Consider the following 20,165-nt stretch of genomic DNA (forward strand, 5'->3'; position numbering starts at 1 on the left):
AAACTGTCTGAACGTTAAGAAACGTGCTCTTTAGCACGTTTTAGAGAGTTTTGCAAGGCAGAAACACAAAATAATAAGTGAGGGAAGCTGTAAGCCTTCAACAACCGTCAGTTGCTTTCTTGTTTCTTCTTTCCAATAAAAGAAGAAAAAAAACGAATGCGCTAGCTTTCATGAGTTCTATAATTATGAACTTTTGTGAATATAGTTATTCATTAGATTTGATTATCTTTAGTATATATTTAGAAAATATAAATGGCGGATTAGGGATGAGAAAAAAAGTGGATGAATAAAAGAAGATGGTTTTAAATAAAAAGAATAAAAAGAAAGAAAATCTTTCTTTTTATTTATTCTGGTTTTGGCTGTGGTAAAACCAAGTTTAGAACGATACCAATAATAGCACCTAATCCAATTCCTGAAAATGCAATATCAAAGAAATTAAAATTCATTCCTCCAATTGAAAATACTAGGATAATTGAGATAATCGCCATGTTTCTTGGGCAAGAAAAATCAGGTTTGTCTTTCACTAAAGTAGAGATTCCAATACTAGCAATCATACCAAATAATAAAAGCATAATTCCACCCATTACTGGTGTTGGAATAGTAGCTAAAATTCCTCCTAATTTACCAACAAATGCAAGTACAATAGCTGCTAGTGCTGCCCAAGTCATAATGGCTGGGTTAAACGCTTTTGTTAGTGTAACTGCTCCTGTTACTTCTGAATACGTAGTATTTGGAGGACCTCCTAATAAAGAAGCAGCTGATGTTGCTAATCCATCTCCTAAAAGAGTATTTTTTAAACCTGGATTTTCTAAATAATCTTTTTTGGTTACATTTGAAATAGCCAACATATCACCAATATGCTCAATAGCAGGTGCAATAGCAATAGGTAAGATAAAAATAATAGCTTCTAAATTAAATTCAGGTGCTACAAAAGCAGGCATTGCAAACCAAGGTGCATCAGCTACTGTTTGAAAATCAACCAACCCAAAATATAAAGAAGCAGCATATCCAGCTAAAATTCCTAATAAAATTGGAATAAGTTTAAGTACACCTTTTGCCATTAAAGATACAAAAATAGTAACAAATAAAGCCAACATTGAAATAATCATAGCTTGATCTTGTGGAACTAAAACAAAAGCCCCATCTCCTGATTTTCCCATTGCTAAATTAACAGCTACGGGTGCTAAAATAAGACCAATACTCATAATTACAGGCCCTACAACAATAGCAGGTAATAATTTATGAATAAAACCACTTCCTCTTAATCTGATTAATAATGAAAGTACTACGTAAAATATTCCCGCAGCAACAAGTCCAGACATTGTTCCAGCAATACCCCACTTTTGTACTCCATAAGAAATAGGAGCAATAAAAGCAAAAGAAGATGCTAAAAAAATTGGGGGAACGTTTTTTCTATTTACTACTTGAAAAATCAAAGTTCCAAGTCCTGCTGTAAACAGTGCAACATTGGGATCAAGTCCCGTTAAAATTGGAACTAATACAAGCGCTCCAAATGCAACAAAAAGAAACTGTAAACCTAATAAGCTGTCTTTTAATCTAAAATTGTAGGCGGTTTTTTCCATACTATACCTTTTTTATTGAGTTTTCAAATTATAGCAAATTTTTCTCAAAAAGTATTTAGCATTAATGGCTTATATTGTATAATACGAAAATTAAATAATTTATCTTCTTTTGAAGATAGAAAAGAAGAATAGGAATAAATATGTATCAAGAGAGTACCAACGTTGTTGTAAAACACTTAGTTAACCGTTTAAGAGATGTAAGAACTGCTTCTAATGAATTCAGAATGACTATTGAAGAGATATCAAGAATAATTGCAGCAGAAGCATTATGTGACTTTGAAACAGTAAGTCAAAATATCAATACTTGGCAAGGTTCATTAGATGTACAAATGATTGAAGTACAAAAGCTGGTTTTAGTTCCTATTTTAAGAGCTGGGGAACCTATGTTAACTGGTATTTTAAAAACACTTCCTTATGCAAGAAGTGGATTTTTAGCGATGAAAAGAGATGAAGAAACGTCTTTATCAAAACTTTTTTATGAAAACATTCCAAACCTAGAAGGAAGAACTGTTTTATTACTTGACCCAATGGTTGCAACTGGGGGTTCTTTAATAGATGGAATTGATTTTTTAAAAGGGAAAAATCCAAAAAGAATTATTTCATTAAATGTTCTTGGTTCTCCTGAAGGCATCAAAAAAGTGCAAGAAGCACATCCTGATGTAGATATTTATATTGCACAAATTGATGAGCGTTTAGATGAAAATAACTATATCAGACCTGGTCTTGGGGATGCAGGGGATAGAGCGTTTAATACGAACGACTAAATAATTCAAAATATAAAATTAATATTAATTAACACAATTAATATTAATTTATTATATTTTTATAATAAATAAGCTAAAATCATGTTTTAAATCAAGGTAAAATATCTTCTTTTATTTTATACTTCATAAAATAATCACTTAGGTTAAACATGCAAAAACAACTCATTCAAAAATATAATATCCCAGGCCCTAGATATACCAGTTACCCTACTGTTCCTTTTTGGGATAAAGAAGGTATTTCTATACAAGATTGGACCAGTTCTTTTCAAAAATCTTTTATAAAAAGCAATGAAAAAGAAGGAATTTCTTTATACATTCACCTGCCCTTTTGTGAGAGTTTATGTACTTTTTGTGCCTGTCATAAAATCATTACTAAAAAACACGAAAAAGAAGAAGACTATATTCAGACACTTCTAAAAGAATGGGCTTTGTATGTTGCTTTATTTCCCCAAAAAGCCATTATTAAAGAGCTGCATTTAGGTGGAGGAACGCCTACTTTTTTTTCTTCAAAAAATTTAAAGATATTAATTGATGGTATTTTAGAACTTTCCTGTAAACATGAAAATCATGAATTTTCTTTTGAAGGACATCCAGGGAATACCACAAAAGAACAATTACAAACGCTTTTTGATTTGGGTTTCTCAAGAGTTAGTTTTGGGGTTCAAGATTATAATGAAAAAGTACAAAAAGCTATTCATAGAAATCAAAGTTTTAAACAAGTAGAACAAGTTACGCTTTGGGCAAGAGAAATTGGTTATAAATCTATTAGCCATGATTTGATTTTTGGTTTACCTTTTCAAACAAAAGAAAATGTGATTCATACTATAAATAAAACAAAAGAATTACAACCTGATCGAATTTCATTTTATTCTTATGCCCATGTACCTTGGATTAAAGGTCTTGGTCAACGTGGTTATGATGAAAAAGATTTACCAAAAGATGAAATAAAAAGAGAACTTTATGAAATAGGAAAAGAACTTTTTGCGCAAATGGGATACAACGAAATTGGAATGGATCATTTTTCTTTAAAAACAGACTCTTTATATAAAGCAACACAAGAAAATACTCTACACCGTAACTTTATGGGATATACGGCTAATAAAACACTTTTAATGGTGGGCTTAGGTATGTCTTCTATTAGTGATTCTTGGTATGGTTTTGCACAAAATGCAAAAGATATAAAAGAGTATACATCTTTAGTTAATGATGGTATTTTACCTATTTTTAAAGGGCATTTATTAAGTAAAGAAGATTTATCCATTAGGCAACATATTTTAAATATTATGTGCAGTTTTAAAACCACTTGGAACAATGAAGAAAGTTATATAAAAAGTTTGGCAGAATCCTTAGCTTTATTGGAGGAAATGCAAAATGATGGTCTTGTAGATATAAATGAAGATGGTTTAAGTATTCCTTCTAATGCAAGACCTTTTATAAGAAATATTTGTATGGCTTTTGATAAACATCTAATACATGCTAAACCACAAACAAAACTTTTTTCAATGACTATTTAAATATAGTCTTTGGGGGATGAATAAAGATAAGAAAAACCTTCTTTTCTAAGTTTATCACTACTTATTATTCGATTTTTATAGTCTTTCTTAGTTGAAAAATGTACGCTTAAAAAGTCATATTTTTTAGCATTATAATCGTATATTTCTTTTTTACATAAATGAAGAGGTGAACAAAGATTATAAATACCTTCTAAATCATTCTTAAGTGCATATTTGATAGCACCTATTACATCGTCTCTGTGTACATAATTTACTTTTTCCTTGGCACAAGTAAGGGTTTTATTGCTAAAATATTTTCCTGCGATTCTATTGTAGCCCATCAACCCAGCGCATCTAAAAATAAGATCTGTTCTCTTAGCGACTTGTTTTTCTGCACATAATGCAAGATTAGAGCTATCAAATAAAAGAGTAAAATCTTCTTTATATTCCCCTTCTTTTTTCGGATAAACAGAAGTAGTAGAAATGAAAATCACTTTAGTTTTTTTAGGAATTTGTTTATAAATTTTTTCTAATAAAAGTAAATAGTTTTCAGCTTTAGAAGGGGGAATATTTATAAATAAAATATCACAAGCTAAAAAATCATCCAAAGAAGATAAATTCTTATCGTTAAGTAAATACGCATCAAAACCTTCTTCTTTTAGTTTTTCAAAACTAAAAGAAGAGCTAACGCTGCATTTTAAATGATAATCTTTTTTGATACTATTAGCTAAAGCAAGACCTAACCAACCACAGCCTAGAATAGAAAAGTTTTTCACTTATTCTCTTTTAGTTCTTTTATTTCTTGCCTCAATGCCTGCATTTCTGTAATTAAAATATCCAGTTTTTTTGAATCTTCATGAAGTTCTTCTTTTAATTCTGCATCTTGGAGTTTCTGCATTTCGCCAATAATAACAGCAACAAAAAGATTAAAAAATACAAAAGCAGCAATTATAATAAAAGAAACAAAATAAATCCAAGCCCAAGGATGTACTTCCATAGCTTCATACATTACATCTGTCCAGTCTTCAAAAGTAAGTACTCTAAACAGCGTTAGCATAGATACTAAAAAATCACTCCATAAACCAGAAGGCAAAGCTTCAAAATAGAAATTTCCAATAATGGCATAAATATAAAATATGATAAACATTAAAATAACAATATCAATAATAGAAGGAATTGCTTTAATTAACATATCAATTATTTTTTTAAGTTCTGGACGTGAGGTAAATACTCTTAATACTCTAAAGACCCTCATTAATCTTGCAATTGCTGCAAAATCAGAACCTTGAAGTGGTAATAAGGTTATAAAAACAATAGTAAAATCAAATAGATTCCAACCTGATTTAAAAAAGTTTGAGAACTTCTTTTCAGATACCATCTTAATTGCCAATTCTAAAACAAAATAAATAGTAACAAAATAATCTGCAAACACTAAGAATAATGAATAAGAGCTCTCAACATCACCAAGGGTTTTAAAACCAAGAACACAAGCATATAATAGAATGATAATGGTTGTTAGATTAGAAAAGGCCCTTGAGTCCCTAATTTTAATTATTCTATTTAATGGGCTCAAGTTTTAAGTCCTTTAAAATGGCATAAAATAAAATAAACCAACCAATAATCATTAAAGCTCCTCCAATAGGAGTAATTGCACCTAAAATTGCTTTTTCTAAAAAAACCAAAGCATATAAAGAAGCAGCAAAAACAAGGGTTCCAATAAAAATAAAATACGCACTTATTTTGATTTTTTTAGAATTAGGAAGTAGAATTGAGATAAACGCTAGAGCAAATAAACCCAATATATTATAAAAAGTATACGATACAGCAGTATGATAAATAGCTAAATAATATTCATTTAAAATATCTTTTACCGCATGTGCACCAAAAGCACCTAGAATAATATTTATTGCCATCATAAAACTTGCTAGTAGAAGTATAAACTTTGTAGTATTCGTAATTTTCAAATTAGTCCTTTAATATAATTAATATTAAAGGGATTATAGCTAAAAACAATTAATGATTTATGAGGATATTTTATTTTCTTCTGGAAGATTTTTTTCTTTCTTTTCTTTTTTCTCTTTCTTTTTTGAAGAGAAACCTGAACCTTTTTTTTCTTTTTTTACAAGATTTAGTTCATTAATTAAACTTTTGTAATCAATATTTTCTTTATTCATATAAGCAAAACATGCTGCAATAGAAGCAATAGCATTGGGCACTTCTTTTTTCTTTTTATACGCTTGTATATTTTTCTCACTTACTTTGATTACGTCAGTGAATTTAGGAATACTTAATTCCGCATCTAAGAGTAGTTTTTTAAAATCAATAAAAGTCATTTTTCATCCATTATTTATATATTTTTCTTATTATAATCAATTTGCAATAAAAAAGATATAAAAAAATAATAATATATAGCTTTTAGCTATATATTATAACTATTTCCTACATATTTTTGATATCTGTTATATAAATTCCAATAAACAATAGGGATATTTAAGATAATATCCTTAGGAATAGAATAAACTTCGACATCTGTATGTGCACTGTATTCATACAATAAAGCATTTTCTTCTAAAATATTCTCTTCATTAAAAAAGTCATTTTCATGAATTATATTTGTTTCATATTTTTCTTTGTTTTTTTCCAAACATTTTTTAACACTTCCTTTTATAACAAGATTTAAACAATCGTTTGTATTCGTAATTTTCTCACCTTTTAAAAATCCTAGAACAGTAAAACTTTTAACAATTTTACTTTGTACTTGATACGACAAGGATTCAGAAAAAATATCAAATCGGTTTAATAAGTCATGTTTTGTAATTTTATCTTCTAAAGATTCTTCTAAAGAATTGTTTTTAATAAAATACATATACACAGATTTTGGAATTACCAAAGCTTTTACATAAGAATCTGTTCTATACGTATTTTCTGGTAAATCATCTATTAAAGCAATATCATCTCCAATAAAAGAGCCAGAATAAATATATTTGGAAACTTGTTCAAACATAGAAATTTTTTCAACTGTTCCTGATAAAATTAAGAATACCTCTTTCAGTTCAGATTTTTCTTTTAACATAATGGTGCCTGGATTAAAAGTAACAATATCACAATTTAATAAACGCTCAATTTCATGAATAGAAACTTCATCAAAAGCATCTCTTACATAAGAGAAAGCATCTCTTCTTAAATAATCTTTATTAGAAGAAACCAATACATCTACGGAACCAAAAGAAGCTTCTGAGCCAATTACTTTTTGAATTTGAGAATATTCTTGTTTTTCTGTATGCGCTAAAATAATGTTAGAAGATTGATCATTTTCAAAATCTTTTGCATCTCCATGAATCATACCTCCACCAATATCTAGCTTTTTTAAATTAACTTTTGTTAAATAGGCATCTTTGACTTTTTGAATATAAGAAACACTAACACCATTTTCCCCTAACATTGAATCCAAGACTTTAAAAGAAGAAATATCAGCTAAATGGGCATAAGATACATAATCAACTTCAAAAAAAGTTCTAAAAAATAAAATATTTGTTTCTATTGGATGAGGAGATAAAACAGCTTTTACTTCTAAACCTTCAATATCATTCCAGGTATTAAAGTCTAAATCATGGAAATCAAAGTAGTTCTCAAATTGACTTTTTTCTATAGACAATAAAGAAGACAGTTTTTCAAATACACTAAGGCGCACCAGTTTTGTAGAATAGTACTTTATTTTATGATCTGTTTGTAAAAGTGTGGTAAGACCTGCAAAATGATCATCATGGGCATGGGTATGAAAAATACCTTCTATATCATTTAAACCTATTCCAAGAGCATTTAAAATCACTTTAATATTAGGTCCCGCATCAATTAGATATATTTTTCCTTGGTAGGTTATAACAGAAGACATGGAAGGAGAATTAAGCGCCCAGCCATCTCCTTGTCCTGAATGAATTACAGAAAAATAATCTTTTTTAATATCATAAAAACCCAAATTATAAGGAGACTTATATTCAGCTAATGCTTCTAAATTTAAATCAACAATTACATGTTCATCTTTATAGCTTATTTCAAAAATATTAAATGAAATTCTTTTCATATACACTTCATTTTTAATTTCAATTCTTATATTGTCATTTAAGTATTTTTTTTCAATAAGTTCGTTTGTTTCTTTGATTTTTCCAAAAGCAAATTTGATCTTTATTTTCATAAGGTCACTGGCTTCTTTTTTACTTAAACCACAGGACTCTATTTCTTCTATAGTTCTTAAGCCATAATTTCCTTTGAAAATATACTCACATTGAGCATCAACTTGCAAAGTAGATCCGATTAACATGGGTTTATGACCGTCATTATTGGGATGATTGGGGATTATCATACCTTGTCTGTATAACATTTGAAGTACAGGAAATTCACAAAGATTCGTAAAAGATAGGTTTTGAACATTTAAGTCATTTAGTAAAATCGCATTGGGGCCCGTCTCATAAATAACGCCGCCATGCTCTGTTTTTGATATGTGTTTTTTTGAAATAAGATGTTTAACAACATCTTCAGGAGAGCTACAAAGAATTTTTAACTTGGCTTCTTTTATTTCAATAAAAAAGATACCTAAACTAACTTCCGTTTTTTGTATATATTTCATGTACCTAACCAATAAAGAGATTTATTGATTAGTATACATAAAAATTAAAATAAAATCAATAAAATTATTTTATATCAACTTCCCAGAAAAAGTCAATCCATTTTGTAGCTTCTTTAACAGCAAAGTCAGGCTGTATAACGGCACTTGGTTTGTAGAATATAGTCGCTAACTTAAATTCAGTATCAGGGAATTTATGGCAAAGAACTTTAATTATTTCTCTCATTGTTTCACCTGAATCTACAATATCATCAACAATTAATACTCTTTTACTCTTGCTCATATCTGGGATATTAAAGATTTCAAAAGTATCTAGTTTTTGTGTTCCATTATAATGAATTGAATTAATACTAAAAGCATGTCTTATATCATAGGCTTGAGCTATAAGATGACATAAGGTTAAACCACCTCTTGCTACTCCTAAAATTACATCAGGATTAAACGTTCTACATTTATCTGCTAAGATTTGAGTGTCTTCTCTAAATTCATCGTATGAATAATAATATTTTTCTATTTCCACTTCTTATCCTTGTAGTACGAAAACTAAACAAGAAATCGCTGTAATTGCTAAAATTCCAATATTTAAATCGCTGAATTCTTTTCTAGCAACTTTAATAATCGTATAAACCATAAAACCAGCCGCAATTCCATTAGTAATTGAAAAAGTAAGAGGCATTAATAAAACAATAAAAAAAGCAGCTGCACCTGTAGCAAAACCAGCTTTTTCAAAATTAATTTTTCCAAGTTCTGTAAACATAAGAACTCCAACAACTACAAGTACAGGGAAAATTGCATTTCCAGGAATTGCTTTAAATAAAGGCAACATAAATAAAGTAGCTACAAAAAACATTGCAGTAAAAACAGCTGTTAAACCTGTTCGTCCACCAGCTTCTACACCAGAAGCACTTTCAATAAATGACGTAGTTGTTGAAACACCCAATAAACTTCCACCAACAGTTGCAAATGCATCTGCTTCTAGCGTTTTTTGTAATGATTTATCATTTTTGTCATTTTCTTGAAATAAGTTAGCTCTTGTTCCAATACCAGTTAGAGTACCTAAAGTATCAAACATATCTGTAATTAAAAAAGTAATAATAACAGGGAATAAAGCCAAAGTAAACGCACTCACAATATCCAGTTTCATAGCAATAGGAGCTATTGAAGCAGGAAGAGCAAAGAACTCAGTTGGTACAGCAGATAAACCAAGAGTCCAAGCAACAACAGAAGTAATTCCTATTGAGAAAATAAACGCACCTTTTAATTTATAAGCATAAAAAGAAAATGCCAAAACCAAACCAAGAGCACCTAATAATACATTTGAGTCCGAAAAATCACCTAATTGTACTAAAGTAACAGGATTATCAACAATCATACCCATGTTCTTTAACCCAATAAAAGCTATAAACGTACCAATACCAGCAGAAATTGCTCGTCTTAAATCCATAGGAATAGAAGTCATTATCCAAACTCTAAAGTTAGTAAAGGACAAGATGGTAAACAATGCACCCGAAATAAATACAATTCCTAAAGCAGTTTCCCAAGGAATTTTCATTCCAAGAACCAAACCATAAGTAAAGTAAGCATTAAGACCCATACCAACACTCATTGCAACGGGTGTATTAGACCAAAGACCTGAAAATAATGTTGCAAGAATAGTAATAATTGCTGTTGCAGTAATAACTGCACCCATAGGTAAACCTGCATCGGAAAGAATAAATCCATTTACAGGAACAATGTACATCATGGTTAAAAATGTGGTAAAACCGGCTGTAAACTCTGTTTTCACGTTCGTACCGTGTGTGTTAAGTTTAAAAAGACTCATATAAGACACCCTTTTGTTTGTATGCGAAATGCATATTTTTATTTTAAGAAAGCTTGGATTATATCTAAATCAAAATAACAAGGTAATTAAAAGTTAAAATTATTAAGAATTTTGAATAATAATTTTACTTTACTTCTCAAATAAACTTCTTTGCTAGTTATTTGTGAGCAATTAATTAGATTCTATAACAAACTTGCAATGATTTTTATGCCTTTTTCAATCTCCTCTATACTTGCATTTGAGAAATTAAAACGTGCTTCTTTGCTTTGCCTATTATCATAATAAAAAACACTCGCTGGTACAATAGCTATATTTTTTTCTAAAGCTTTTTTTGCAATAAGATAAGAATCTTCTTCAAAACTACCATATATAAACATACCCCCATCAGGTTTAGTAAAATGAAAACTTGGTATATATTTATTTAAACACAAAGCCATAAATTCCATTTTGTTTTTATAGTCTTTTTTTGTTTTTTCTAAGTGAGCAAAAATATCATTGTTTTCTAAATAGGAAGAAATAATGTACTGAGATAAAGAAGAAGTATGTAAATCCAGCGCTTCTTTAACAATAATAACCTTATCTAATAAACTTTCATTTGCGCGTATCCACCCTACTCTAAGTCCAGGGGCTATAATTTTTGAAAAACTCCCTAAATGAAAAGACTTTTCATAAAAAGAAGAAATAGGGGTATTGATTTTTCCATCAAAACGTAAGAACATATACGCGTCATCTTCTATTAAAAGTGATTTTGATTCTTTTAAGTGTAATAAACACTCATCTTTTTGTTTTTGATTATACGAAGTCGTATTGGGATTTTGTAAGGTACTCATTAAATACAAAGCATTATTTTCTTTTAGTACATTTTTCAAAGAAGATATATTTTTAAATCCTTTTAATTTTAAACCCAATAATTTATAAGCATTTAAAGCACCAATATAAGACGGTTCTTGTACAATAACTTCTTCTTTTATGCATGTTTTTCCAATCATATCAAAAGCCTGTTGACTTCCTGTTGTAATTAAAATTTCACTGGCTTTTGTTTTAAAACCCAAAATATTTGTATACCATAAAGCTATTTGTTCTCTTAAGCCTAATAATCCGCTTGAACCCATATATTGTAAAACTTCTTCATTTTTTAATACTTCTTTGCTTGCTTCTTGAATTTCTTTTAGGGGAAAATTATTACTTGAAGGTAAACCCCCTGCAAATGAGATTGTATCTTTATTAATACAATCTAGTATTTCTCTTATATATGACCTTTGCATTTTCTTATCCTTTTTCTTTTCATAAGTATAATGAAAAATAAAAAAATATTCTTTACTCTTATTACTTAAATAATTGTTCCATATTGCTATTTATGCTATACTTTTTTATGAAAAAAGAAACAAAACAATACCGGCAAAAAATTGTCAATAATACGTATTATTATATATATAAGAATATTTCTTTGGATATTTCTTTAGAAGAGTTAGCAAAACTCTCTTCTTTATCAAAATATCATTTTCATCGTATTTTCAAAGAAGAGAGTAAAAATACTATTTTTTTTGAATTAAGATCTATACGCTTACAAAAAGCTGCCAATTTACTTATTACAAATAATTACTCTAGTATTTTAGAAATAGCAAATGAATGCGGTTATTCTTCCCATTCCTCTTTTATAAAAGCCTTTAAAAAAATGTTTTTTTATTCTCCAAAAGAATGGAGAAAAGAAAAGTATAAAGAATATTCAGCTTCATTATTAAAAAAATTCCAAAACAATAAAAAGTTTGATGCTCTGGAAGTAAAAATCAAAATAACACCTTCCATTTTGTGTACCTATCTTAGACATAAGGGTTATAACAATAATATTTCTAAAACGTGGGAGAAATTAAATGCAATTGCTTATGAGAATAATATTACAAAACAAAGACAAATAGCTATTTACCATGACAATCCAACTATTATTCCCTTAAAAGACTGTTCTTACGTTGCATGTATAGAAATATCACCCAATGAAAATACAATGTTATCTACTTTTGTTATTGAAGAGAGTTTATGTGCTGTTTTTAGCTTTAAGGGCGTGTATGGGGACATCTTGAATTTTATACGATATGTTTATCATTTTTGGTTACCAGACTCAGGATATGAAGCAAAAACAAATCCAGCCTATAGTATTTTCAAAAAAAACCATTTTACCTCAGAAGAAAAAGAGTTTGATTTAGAATTTTATCTTCCAGTAAAAGTTATCTACTAAGAATAAGAAGTAAAACTTGCTAAAACTTTGGCAACTACTCTTATGTCTTCTTCTTTAAAAAGTAAATGTGAAAACTTTTTATTTATACTTATAAAAACAAACGTATTTTTGATTTTTTTTGCTTGTTTAAGCCAAAGCCTATTCTCATAATCAAGTAAATATAAACACCCATCACTTAGAGTATCCACATCCAAAGAAGCTACAAGCAAGGATTTATCTTGTATCAAGTCTTGCATAGATTCACCATCAAGCTTAATTACAAATAAAGAAGAAATGCGTGGTTTTCCTTTTAATAAAGAAGGTGAAAAATGTAAAACTTCTTTTTGTTTTAAGCTTTGATTATAATATTCCAGCGTAATTAAGTTTTCCATATTATAAAGAAGTAAGTCTTAGCATAATTTGTTTTGTTTCTTCATCATCAAAAAAAATATTATTATGCAACTCTTTATGTATTGTTTTAATTAAAAGTATTTTTTCTTCTTTTGAGTGTTTTTTAGAAATAAAATCTTTTACTCTTTTTTCATAAGAGAATATCAGTTCATCTTTTTTAATGTGGCTTGGTTTTATGTTTGTATTTTTTTTTGTAAAATAAAACAAAAAAATTCCAATCATTGTAAATACAATTATAAATAATATTTGCTCCAAATGTTTTCCTTTATAGTGTTTGAGGTATAGAAATTTTAAAGTTTGCACCTTTGTATTCATTCTCTTGGTAAGTAAAGCTTTTATTTTCTAAACTTAATTTTCCATTCATATTATCTTCAACAATCAACTTACTCATATATAAACCAATTCCCGTACCTTCTTTTTTGTTGAAGGTAAAATGCGAATCAAATACGTGATTAATAATAGCATTCTTAATACCCCCTGCATTGTCCTTAATTTCAATAATAACATTGTTTTTTTCAATATACGCATCTATGAAAATATACTTCTTGCAATCTACTTTTAATAACTCTTCTTTAGCATTTATAATAATATTCATAAAAACTTGAATAAGTTCATTTGGGATTCCATATAAATCAATATCATCAACTTGGCTAATAACAGTAATATCTAATATTTTTAACTCTGCTTCTAAAAGTGTCATTGTTTTTTCAATCACATCTTGTAATTTAAAGTTCTTTGTATTTTTATCTTCTTTAAAAAAGTTTCTAAAATCATCAATTGTATCCGATAAATATAAAGCATTATTAAAAATATTATCTAAGCTTTTATAAAACTCTTTGTCATCCAAAGTATCGAGTTCTTTTAAAAGTTTTAAATTACTTGAACAAATAGATATCACAGATAAGGGCTGTCTCCACTGATGTGCCATATTCTCAAACATCTCCCCAATAACAGCCATTTTACTTTGTTGTATAAGTAACATTTCTTTTTCTTTTATTTTTTGATCTTGTTTTTTTATTTCACTGATATCTTGACTCACTCCCACATAAGATGTTATTTCATCTTTTGAGTTTTTAATAGCTGAAACAGTCGTAAGTGCATAAAATTTTTCGCCATTTCGTTTATAATAACTGCCCTCTCCTGTCCAGGTATCTTTAATAGCAGTAATTCTTTTAAGTTTATTTGAAAAGACAAAATTTTTGGCTCTTAAAATAGCATCAAGTGTATAACCAGTAGTCTTTTCAAAGGATTCATTAACGTATTCAAAATGTCCTTGTGCATCTGTTATAAAAATAGCATTACTGTTATACGTAAGCGCATTACTCAATCTTTTTAATTTAAAATGTTCTTTTTCAAGCTCTCTATTTTTAGTATTTAATTCTTTGGTTTTTTTTGCAACTAACAGTCTTAATTTTTGTGGTTGTTTACGCAATAAATACAAAGAATATGACAAAAACAACGATATTAAAACATTTAAAAAGTATGTGAAAAATAAAAGACTGTTCGAAATAGAAGAACCCATATAAACAATATCTAAATACCATGTACCATTAGGCACTTTTATTGCTTTAGATAAAATGTGTTTACCTTCTAATACTTTTTTACCAAAAAACACATCGATTTCTTTAGTATTTGGATGAAAACGCCATAATCTAAATTCATAATTTTTTTCTTTTAAAGAATTTAAATCAGTGTTTTTTATCAACTCATCTAACAGTATCAATACAGAAGTAAATCCCCAAAAAGCACCATAACTATTATGATTTTTTACCCCACGTGAATTCTTTTTGACATCTAAATAAACGGGGTACCTTGCAATAATAGCTACTCCTCCTTGGATTAAAGAAAAGGGGCCAGCAAGTGTAAGTTCTTTTGAATTTTTAGCAAGAAAAGCTTCTTTTTTTCTATTATTAGAATTAAAGATATCGTGTCCAATTGCTTTTTCACTTCCTTTAAGAGGATATATTTTTGTAACCACTCCATTGGGTGCTAATTGCAAATTTGTAATTCCACCTAATGAATCATACATCATTTTAGAGTATTCTTCAAAATCATCCATATTTCCATCTGTAGTATGTACATGTGCACCTAGTATAATTGCACTGGAAGTACTTCTGCTAACTGCTTTTTCTAAAATAAGAACTTGTGTTTGAAGAATTTTTTGAGATAAAACAGTGATCTTTTTTTCCCAGTATTCACTGTTATTGTTAATTAAAAATAAACCAAGAGAAAAAAGTGTTAAAGCAAAGAGTGAAGATATTATTATTTCTTTATTGATCATTTACCTTACCTTTATCATCAATAATTTTAACATATAATATTGATGATAAGATAAATATAAAGTTTTTTTGGAAAAATAATTTTATTAAGGAAAAGAAAGAAACAAAATAAAGGAAAAACTACTTATTCATCCTTATTTTGTTCAATATTCCATTTTAAAACAACTTCATCAACAATACCTACAAAACGTTCAATAAAAATTCCATCTTTAGAATACAAAAAAGATTCAGGTATTCTTTGAACATTTCCAATACGTTTGGCAAAATCAAAGTTTGAAGAAGAAACAGTAACTGGAAATTTAATTTTATGTTTTGTAAGAAAAGCTTCTAATTCTTTGGGATCTTTATTTCTTTCATACAAGACACCAATTATCTCAAATTTATCTCCATATTTTTCATACATTTCATTAAACAAAGGCATTTCTTTTATACAAGGAGGACACCAAGTAGCCCAAAAATTAATTAGAACTACTTTCCCATTTAGTTGTTTTGAAATAAGAGAATTACCTAACATCTCAATATCAATTTTTTCACCTTTAGTCGTAAGTAAAGTAAATTTTTCATTTTTTATTTCACGCTTTTTTTCTTTTTTTTCATCAAAAGACACTTCAACTGCAGCTTCATTATTACTAGAATCACTACAAGATGTTAAAAACAGTAAAGCCAGCAAAGATGCAAATAAAATTTTCATTATTAGTTCTTATATATTTCAGATTCAACCAGATTCAATAAACCTTTATAAGAAAAATCTACTAATAATTTTCCATTTACAAAAAACTCAGGTGTTGCTCTTACTTTTAAAGTTTGCCCGTCAATTCTGTCTAAATTTAAGTGATCAATAAAAATAGGGTCTTTAAAATCTTCTTTTAATTGTGCAATATCTAAACCCTTAACGTTTTCTAAATAAGACCATATTAATTTTGGTTTTGGATTTTTATAATCTGCCCAAACTGGTTGGTAATAATAAATAACTTCAAGTACTTCATTGTATAAGTTTTGACGTTTTGCAGCGCCTAAAACTTTTATCATAAATTCTGAGTTATTATGATTTGGAACATATCTTATAACCAATTTTATTTCATCTTTATATTCATTCAATACTTTTTTAACAGCAGGGTGAAAAGCTCTACATGAACCACATTCAGGGTCTAACCACTCAACAACAGTCACTTTTGCATCTTTATTTCCAAAAACAGGAGAATGATCTCTAATAAAAGGAGCTCCATCACTTGACATAGAAGACAATTCTTCTACTTTACTTTGTTTATAAAACGAACTTACAGCAAAAAAACCTGCCAGTAAAAGAATTAAAGAGATAAATACAATTTTTTTATTTTTCATTTAAGAAACCTTTTTATTAGAAATATATAACGCTAGAAAAATACTAACATAAGCAATAAGAGATAAAAAAGGAATAGTTATAAAACCAAACCAGTTAATATACTCAGTTGAACAAGGAACACCTTGTACACAAGGAACAATACTTTCAGGAATTATTCCAAACATCAATAGGTTATGGTAAATACTAAAAGATAAACCAATTAATACAAGAGGCATTGCATATTTAAACAGTTTATCATCTGGATACAATAAAGCCATAAGAAAAATAAGCACAAGGGGATACATAAAGATTCTTTGATACCAGCACATAGAACAAGGAACAAACTCCATTACTTCAGAGAAGAACAAAGAACCAAGCGTAGCTATGGATGCAATTAGAAAACAAAAGAATACAATATTTGAAGGTAGTATTTTAGGATTCAAGATTTTCCTTTAATAGTTTTTAAATAAGAATTTTATTCAATTAAGATATAAAATTCTATCTATTTTAAGTTAACAAACTATTAATAAAATAAACAAATGAAACCCTAAACTTCCCTCTTTATAAAGTGAATATAATTTTTTATATCTTTTTTTTTAACTTATATATACAATAGTGACAGAAAATCAACACACCCTCTCATAACAAAATGGAATACAATCGCCCTACGTAAAAGAATTTTCCAAAATAAATAAATAAATAAATGATTAGCCTTTATAAAAAAGAACTCGAAGATATAAAAAAATACTGTCAAATTAAAAGTTTGTAGCAAACTGCAAATTATGAAAAGAAAATATTAATGAATGCGGAGGAAAATACACAAACTACTTATTTGGAATTAAAAGTTAATTAACATATAAAACAGTCTTTTCCTGCTTTCTTTGCTTTGTACATTTTATCATCTGCATTTTTATACACTTCTTGCCAAGAAGTAAAGTCATTAAAGTTTGAAATACCAACAGAAAAGGTCACTTTGTATTCTTTATTTAAAAATTGTTTTTTTACTTCACTTTGTAAACTTTTAGTGTAAAAAATTAATTGATCCAGGTTCATATTCATAACGATTATTGCAAACTCTTCGCCTCCCGTTCTAAAAATATAATCTGCATCTGTTCGACTTACTTGCTGAAATACTATTGCTAAAGTTTTTAAAACAAAATCTCCTTCTTCATGTCCACAAGCATCATTAATTGTTTTAAAATTATCTATATCCAAAAATATTAATGAGGCCACTTGATCATTTCGTTTGACCTGTATAAAAACTTCTTCACCTTTTAATGTAAAGTATCTTCTATTATATAATTTCGTCAAATCATCTCTAATACTTTGGAGATAGAGTTTCTTTTTGATTTCTTCATTTTCTGCTTCTAAAATCTCTCGTTTAGCTTCAGCCTCAATTCTTAAGACAAATATTTTTGCAATTTCTATCATTTGTTCATGATAATCTCTTTTGTTATAAGATAATATAGCGACGTGTCCAAAACATTCACCTTGATCATTATGAATAGGCAGTCCCAAAAAACTTTCCATTTTACTTTTTTTACTGGCCTTGAAATTTAAATAAACATCTTCTTTTATTAATACAACATTATTATTATATACCAATTGACAGGGAGTATCATCTAAGTTAAACTCTTCTACAAAATTTTCTAAAGTTGAATATAAGACTTTGACATTTTTTGTATTCTTAATTTCCACTGCATGTGTAATAAAGACTAAATCTGCACAAAATAATTTCTTGAGTTCTTCACAAATAATTTGAAGAAACTTTTTCCCTAAATGAGGAGATGTTATTTCCATCATTGATTTAAGAACTTCGTATGAATCAACTTTAAGTTTTTGCATAGTCATCCTCTCTTTCTTGAATTTATTACTTTAGTGGCATTTTCACTGTTATAAATTATAACATAAGACTAAATCAAACAAATAATTTTATATTTTAAACAACTATTTCCTTAGCAAACATTTTTTACAAGCTAAGAAAGGAAGATATAATTATTATATGAATGAGACTTCTGTACTTTTAAAAAATACACGTACATATTTTTTAACAAGATTTTTTTTGTCCTGATGAGTGTAGTTATATCCCTTAATTTCCTGAATAATTCTAGTACTAACAAAAATTATCGAAGAGCAATTAAAATTATTGTTTAATTTATTTTTATAACAAAGAAGTAGCACTTACTTACGCTAATATATAGTTAAAATGGTATTTATATGATTTTATCTTAAGTTATAAATTATTAAGATGTGGACCAGATAGTTAAGTAATTTTAAGATATTACTTTTGTAAAGATTCAAATACTATAGAGTGTATTTTTAGGATTTACTGAATAACTGGAGATTAAAATGATTGATAAAGACACTATATATTCTGTATTTGATATAGAATCACAAACATTACAAAAATGGCAAAAAACAATTAATTTGTTATCCTCTTTGTTAAACTTACCTTCTGCATTAATAATGAGGCTTAATAAAAATAAAATAGAAGTTTTCATCAGTAGTGAGGATGAAAATAGTCCTTATAAAAAAGGAGATAATGATTTTTTCTATAATTCTGGATTATATTGCGAGCATGTTATTAAAACACAAAGTATACTTAATGTAAAAAATGCGCTAACTGACCTGAGATGGAAGAATAATCCCGATATTAAATTAAATATGATTAGTTACCTGGGCCTTCCCATTAATTTAGCTCAAGGTGAACCTTTTGGAACTATATGTGTTTTAGATAATATAGAGAGAACGTATAATGAAGAGCAAATAGCTTTGTTAAATGCATTTAAAAACATTATTGAAGAAGACTTAAAAAACATCTCTTTATATAAAAAAATATTTAAGTCTGAAAAAATTGCTTCACTTGAAAATTTACTTGCAGGAGTCTCTCATGAAATAAATACTCCAATAGGAATTGCTCTAACAAGTATTACACATTTAAAAGAATTAACAACAAATTTAAAAAGTAAACTTAATCATGAACATATGTCGGAAGAGGATTTACAAAACTATTTGGATTCATCCCTTGAGCTTAGTGATTTATTATATTGCAATTTAAATAAATCAGTTAAAATAATAAACAGTTTTAAAGAAATAAGCCGGGATCAACTGAACGAAGAAAGAAAAGAATTTAATATTAATGAATACTTAGAAAAAGTATTAATTAGTTCGAATTCTATTATGAAAAATACAAACATTAATATTACGATAACTTCAAGTGAGAATATTACAATAAAGTCATACCCTGGGGTATTTTCACAAGTCATTACAAGTCTAATTAGTAATTCCATTATGCATGCTTATGATGACAAACAAAAAGGAGAAATTATTATAAATTATAAAAAAGTCAATAATAACATAATACTTAATTACAAAGATGATGGAAAAGGAATTAAGAATGACAACATTGATAAAATCTTTGATCCTTTTTTTACAACTAACTGTAAAAGCGTAAATAAAGGATTAGGATTAAATTTAATTTATAACTTAATAAATAAACAACTTAATGGAACAATAAAATGTACTCCCAATCTTAAAAATGGCGCCGAGTTTATTATTGAATTCCCTTGCGAATAGAATGGTTTTATATAAAATTTAAAATCTTTTAACATATAAATATTTTGTATCTATTTCATGATAATTTACTAGATAATTTTATA

20 protein-coding genes are annotated in these 20,165 nt (G+C 27.8%); 4 read left to right on the plus strand and 16 right to left on the minus strand.

Annotated elements, in window-relative coordinates; all coding sequences use genetic code 11:
• Positions 1-344 precede the first annotated feature (344 nt).
• Entirely contained in the window at positions 345-1,583 is a 1,239-nt protein-coding gene (locus tag HRT41_12580) for a uracil-xanthine permease (GenBank protein ID NQY24860.1), read from the minus strand.
• 140 nt (positions 1,584-1,723) lie between these two features.
• On the opposite strand from HRT41_12580, the gene upp reads away from it, so the two are divergent.
• Positions 1,724-2,347: a uracil phosphoribosyltransferase gene (upp, locus tag HRT41_12585; protein ID NQY24861.1), complete on the plus strand. Its 624-nt coding sequence runs from the start codon at positions 1,724-1,726 to the stop codon at positions 2,345-2,347.
• A 149-nt stretch (positions 2,348-2,496) separates the two neighbouring features.
• Positions 2,497-3,861, plus strand: a complete 1,365-nt coding sequence (hemN, locus tag HRT41_12590; protein NQY24862.1) for an oxygen-independent coproporphyrinogen III oxidase — start codon at positions 2,497-2,499, stop codon at positions 3,859-3,861.
• Here hemN and HRT41_12595 read toward each other — a convergent pair.
• The 8 genes from HRT41_12595 to HRT41_12630 form a co-directional block, all read right to left on the minus strand.
• Positions 3,858-4,616, minus strand: a complete 759-nt coding sequence (locus tag HRT41_12595) for a hypothetical protein (protein NQY24863.1) — start codon at positions 4,614-4,616, stop codon at positions 3,858-3,860. The two genes, hemN and HRT41_12595, sit on opposite strands and share 4 nt — an antisense overlap.
• Entirely contained in the window at positions 4,613-5,413 is an 801-nt protein-coding gene (locus HRT41_12600) for an ion transporter (protein NQY24864.1), read from the minus strand. The genes HRT41_12595 and HRT41_12600 overlap by 4 nt, the downstream gene beginning before the upstream one ends.
• Entirely contained in the window at positions 5,397-5,756 is a 360-nt protein-coding gene (locus HRT41_12605) for a DUF423 domain-containing protein (GenBank protein ID NQY24865.1), read from the minus strand. Before HRT41_12605 ends, HRT41_12600 begins: the two co-directional genes overlap by 17 nt.
• A 105-nt stretch (positions 5,757-5,861) precedes the next feature.
• Positions 5,862-6,173, minus strand: a complete 312-nt coding sequence (locus tag HRT41_12610; protein NQY24866.1) for a hypothetical protein — start codon at positions 6,171-6,173, stop codon at positions 5,862-5,864.
• A gap of 86 nt (positions 6,174-6,259) precedes the next feature.
• Complete coding sequence (locus tag HRT41_12615) at positions 6,260-8,464, minus strand: MBL fold metallo-hydrolase (protein NQY24867.1); 2,205 nt, start codon at positions 8,462-8,464, stop codon at positions 6,260-6,262.
• Between the two features lie 64 nt (positions 8,465-8,528).
• The gene (locus HRT41_12620; protein NQY24868.1) at positions 8,529-8,975 is read right to left on the minus strand and encodes a phosphoribosyltransferase; all 447 of its coding nucleotides are present in this window, start codon (positions 8,973-8,975) and stop codon (positions 8,529-8,531) included.
• Positions 8,976-8,984: 9 nt separating this feature from the next.
• Complete coding sequence (locus tag HRT41_12625) at positions 8,985-10,283, minus strand: NCS2 family permease (GenBank protein NQY24869.1); 1,299 nt, start codon at positions 10,281-10,283, stop codon at positions 8,985-8,987.
• Positions 10,284-10,465: 182 nt separating this feature from the next.
• Complete coding sequence (locus tag HRT41_12630; protein ID NQY24870.1) at positions 10,466-11,548, minus strand: PLP-dependent aminotransferase family protein; 1,083 nt, start codon at positions 11,546-11,548, stop codon at positions 10,466-10,468.
• 107 nt (positions 11,549-11,655) lie between these two features.
• Here HRT41_12630 and HRT41_12635 point away from each other — a divergent pair, with 107 nt between their 5' ends.
• Positions 11,656-12,516 carry a GyrI-like domain-containing protein gene (locus HRT41_12635; GenBank protein ID NQY24871.1) on the plus strand — a complete coding sequence of 287 codons (861 nt, stop codon included), beginning with the start codon at positions 11,656-11,658 and terminating at the stop codon, positions 12,514-12,516.
• Here the strand turns inward: HRT41_12635 and HRT41_12640 are convergent.
• The 7 genes from HRT41_12640 to HRT41_12670 all read right to left on the minus strand — a co-directional run bounded on the left by HRT41_12640 (position 12,513) and on the right by HRT41_12670 (position 18,351).
• Positions 12,513-12,887 carry a S24 family peptidase gene (locus HRT41_12640; protein ID NQY24872.1) on the minus strand — a complete coding sequence of 125 codons (375 nt, stop codon included), beginning with the start codon at positions 12,885-12,887 and terminating at the stop codon, positions 12,513-12,515. The genes HRT41_12635 and HRT41_12640 overlap by 4 nt on opposite strands.
• A gap of 1 nt (position 12,888) precedes the next feature.
• Entirely contained in the window at positions 12,889-13,161 is a 273-nt protein-coding gene (locus HRT41_12645; protein NQY24873.1) for a hypothetical protein, read from the minus strand.
• A gap of 10 nt (positions 13,162-13,171) precedes the next feature.
• On the minus strand, positions 13,172-15,187 hold the full coding sequence (locus tag HRT41_12650; GenBank protein NQY24874.1) for a PAS domain-containing protein: 2,016 nt from the start codon (positions 15,185-15,187) through the stop codon (positions 13,172-13,174).
• Between the two features lie 122 nt (positions 15,188-15,309).
• Complete coding sequence (locus HRT41_12655; GenBank protein ID NQY24875.1) at positions 15,310-15,876, minus strand: TlpA family protein disulfide reductase; 567 nt, start codon at positions 15,874-15,876, stop codon at positions 15,310-15,312.
• 2 nt (positions 15,877-15,878) lie between these two features.
• Positions 15,879-16,526 (minus strand): thioredoxin domain-containing protein, encoded by a 648-nt coding sequence (locus HRT41_12660; protein ID NQY24876.1) that lies wholly within the window; start codon positions 16,524-16,526, stop codon positions 15,879-15,881.
• On the minus strand, positions 16,527-16,949 hold the full coding sequence (locus HRT41_12665) for a disulfide bond formation protein B (protein ID NQY24877.1): 423 nt from the start codon (positions 16,947-16,949) through the stop codon (positions 16,527-16,529). It abuts the gene before it with no gap.
• A gap of 406 nt (positions 16,950-17,355) precedes the next feature.
• Positions 17,356-18,351 carry a GGDEF domain-containing protein gene (locus HRT41_12670; protein ID NQY24878.1) on the minus strand — a complete coding sequence of 332 codons (996 nt, stop codon included), beginning with the start codon at positions 18,349-18,351 and terminating at the stop codon, positions 17,356-17,358.
• 504 nt (positions 18,352-18,855) lie between these two features.
• Between HRT41_12670 and HRT41_12675 the strand changes: the two genes are divergently transcribed.
• A complete protein-coding gene (locus HRT41_12675) occupies positions 18,856-20,082 on the plus strand; it encodes a HAMP domain-containing histidine kinase (protein NQY24879.1) in 1,227 nt (408 codons plus the stop codon).
• Positions 20,083-20,165 lie beyond the last annotated feature (83 nt).

The organism is Campylobacteraceae bacterium (assembly GCA_013215945.1).
Taxonomy (GTDB): Bacteria; Campylobacterota; Campylobacteria; order Campylobacterales; family Arcobacteraceae; genus NORP36.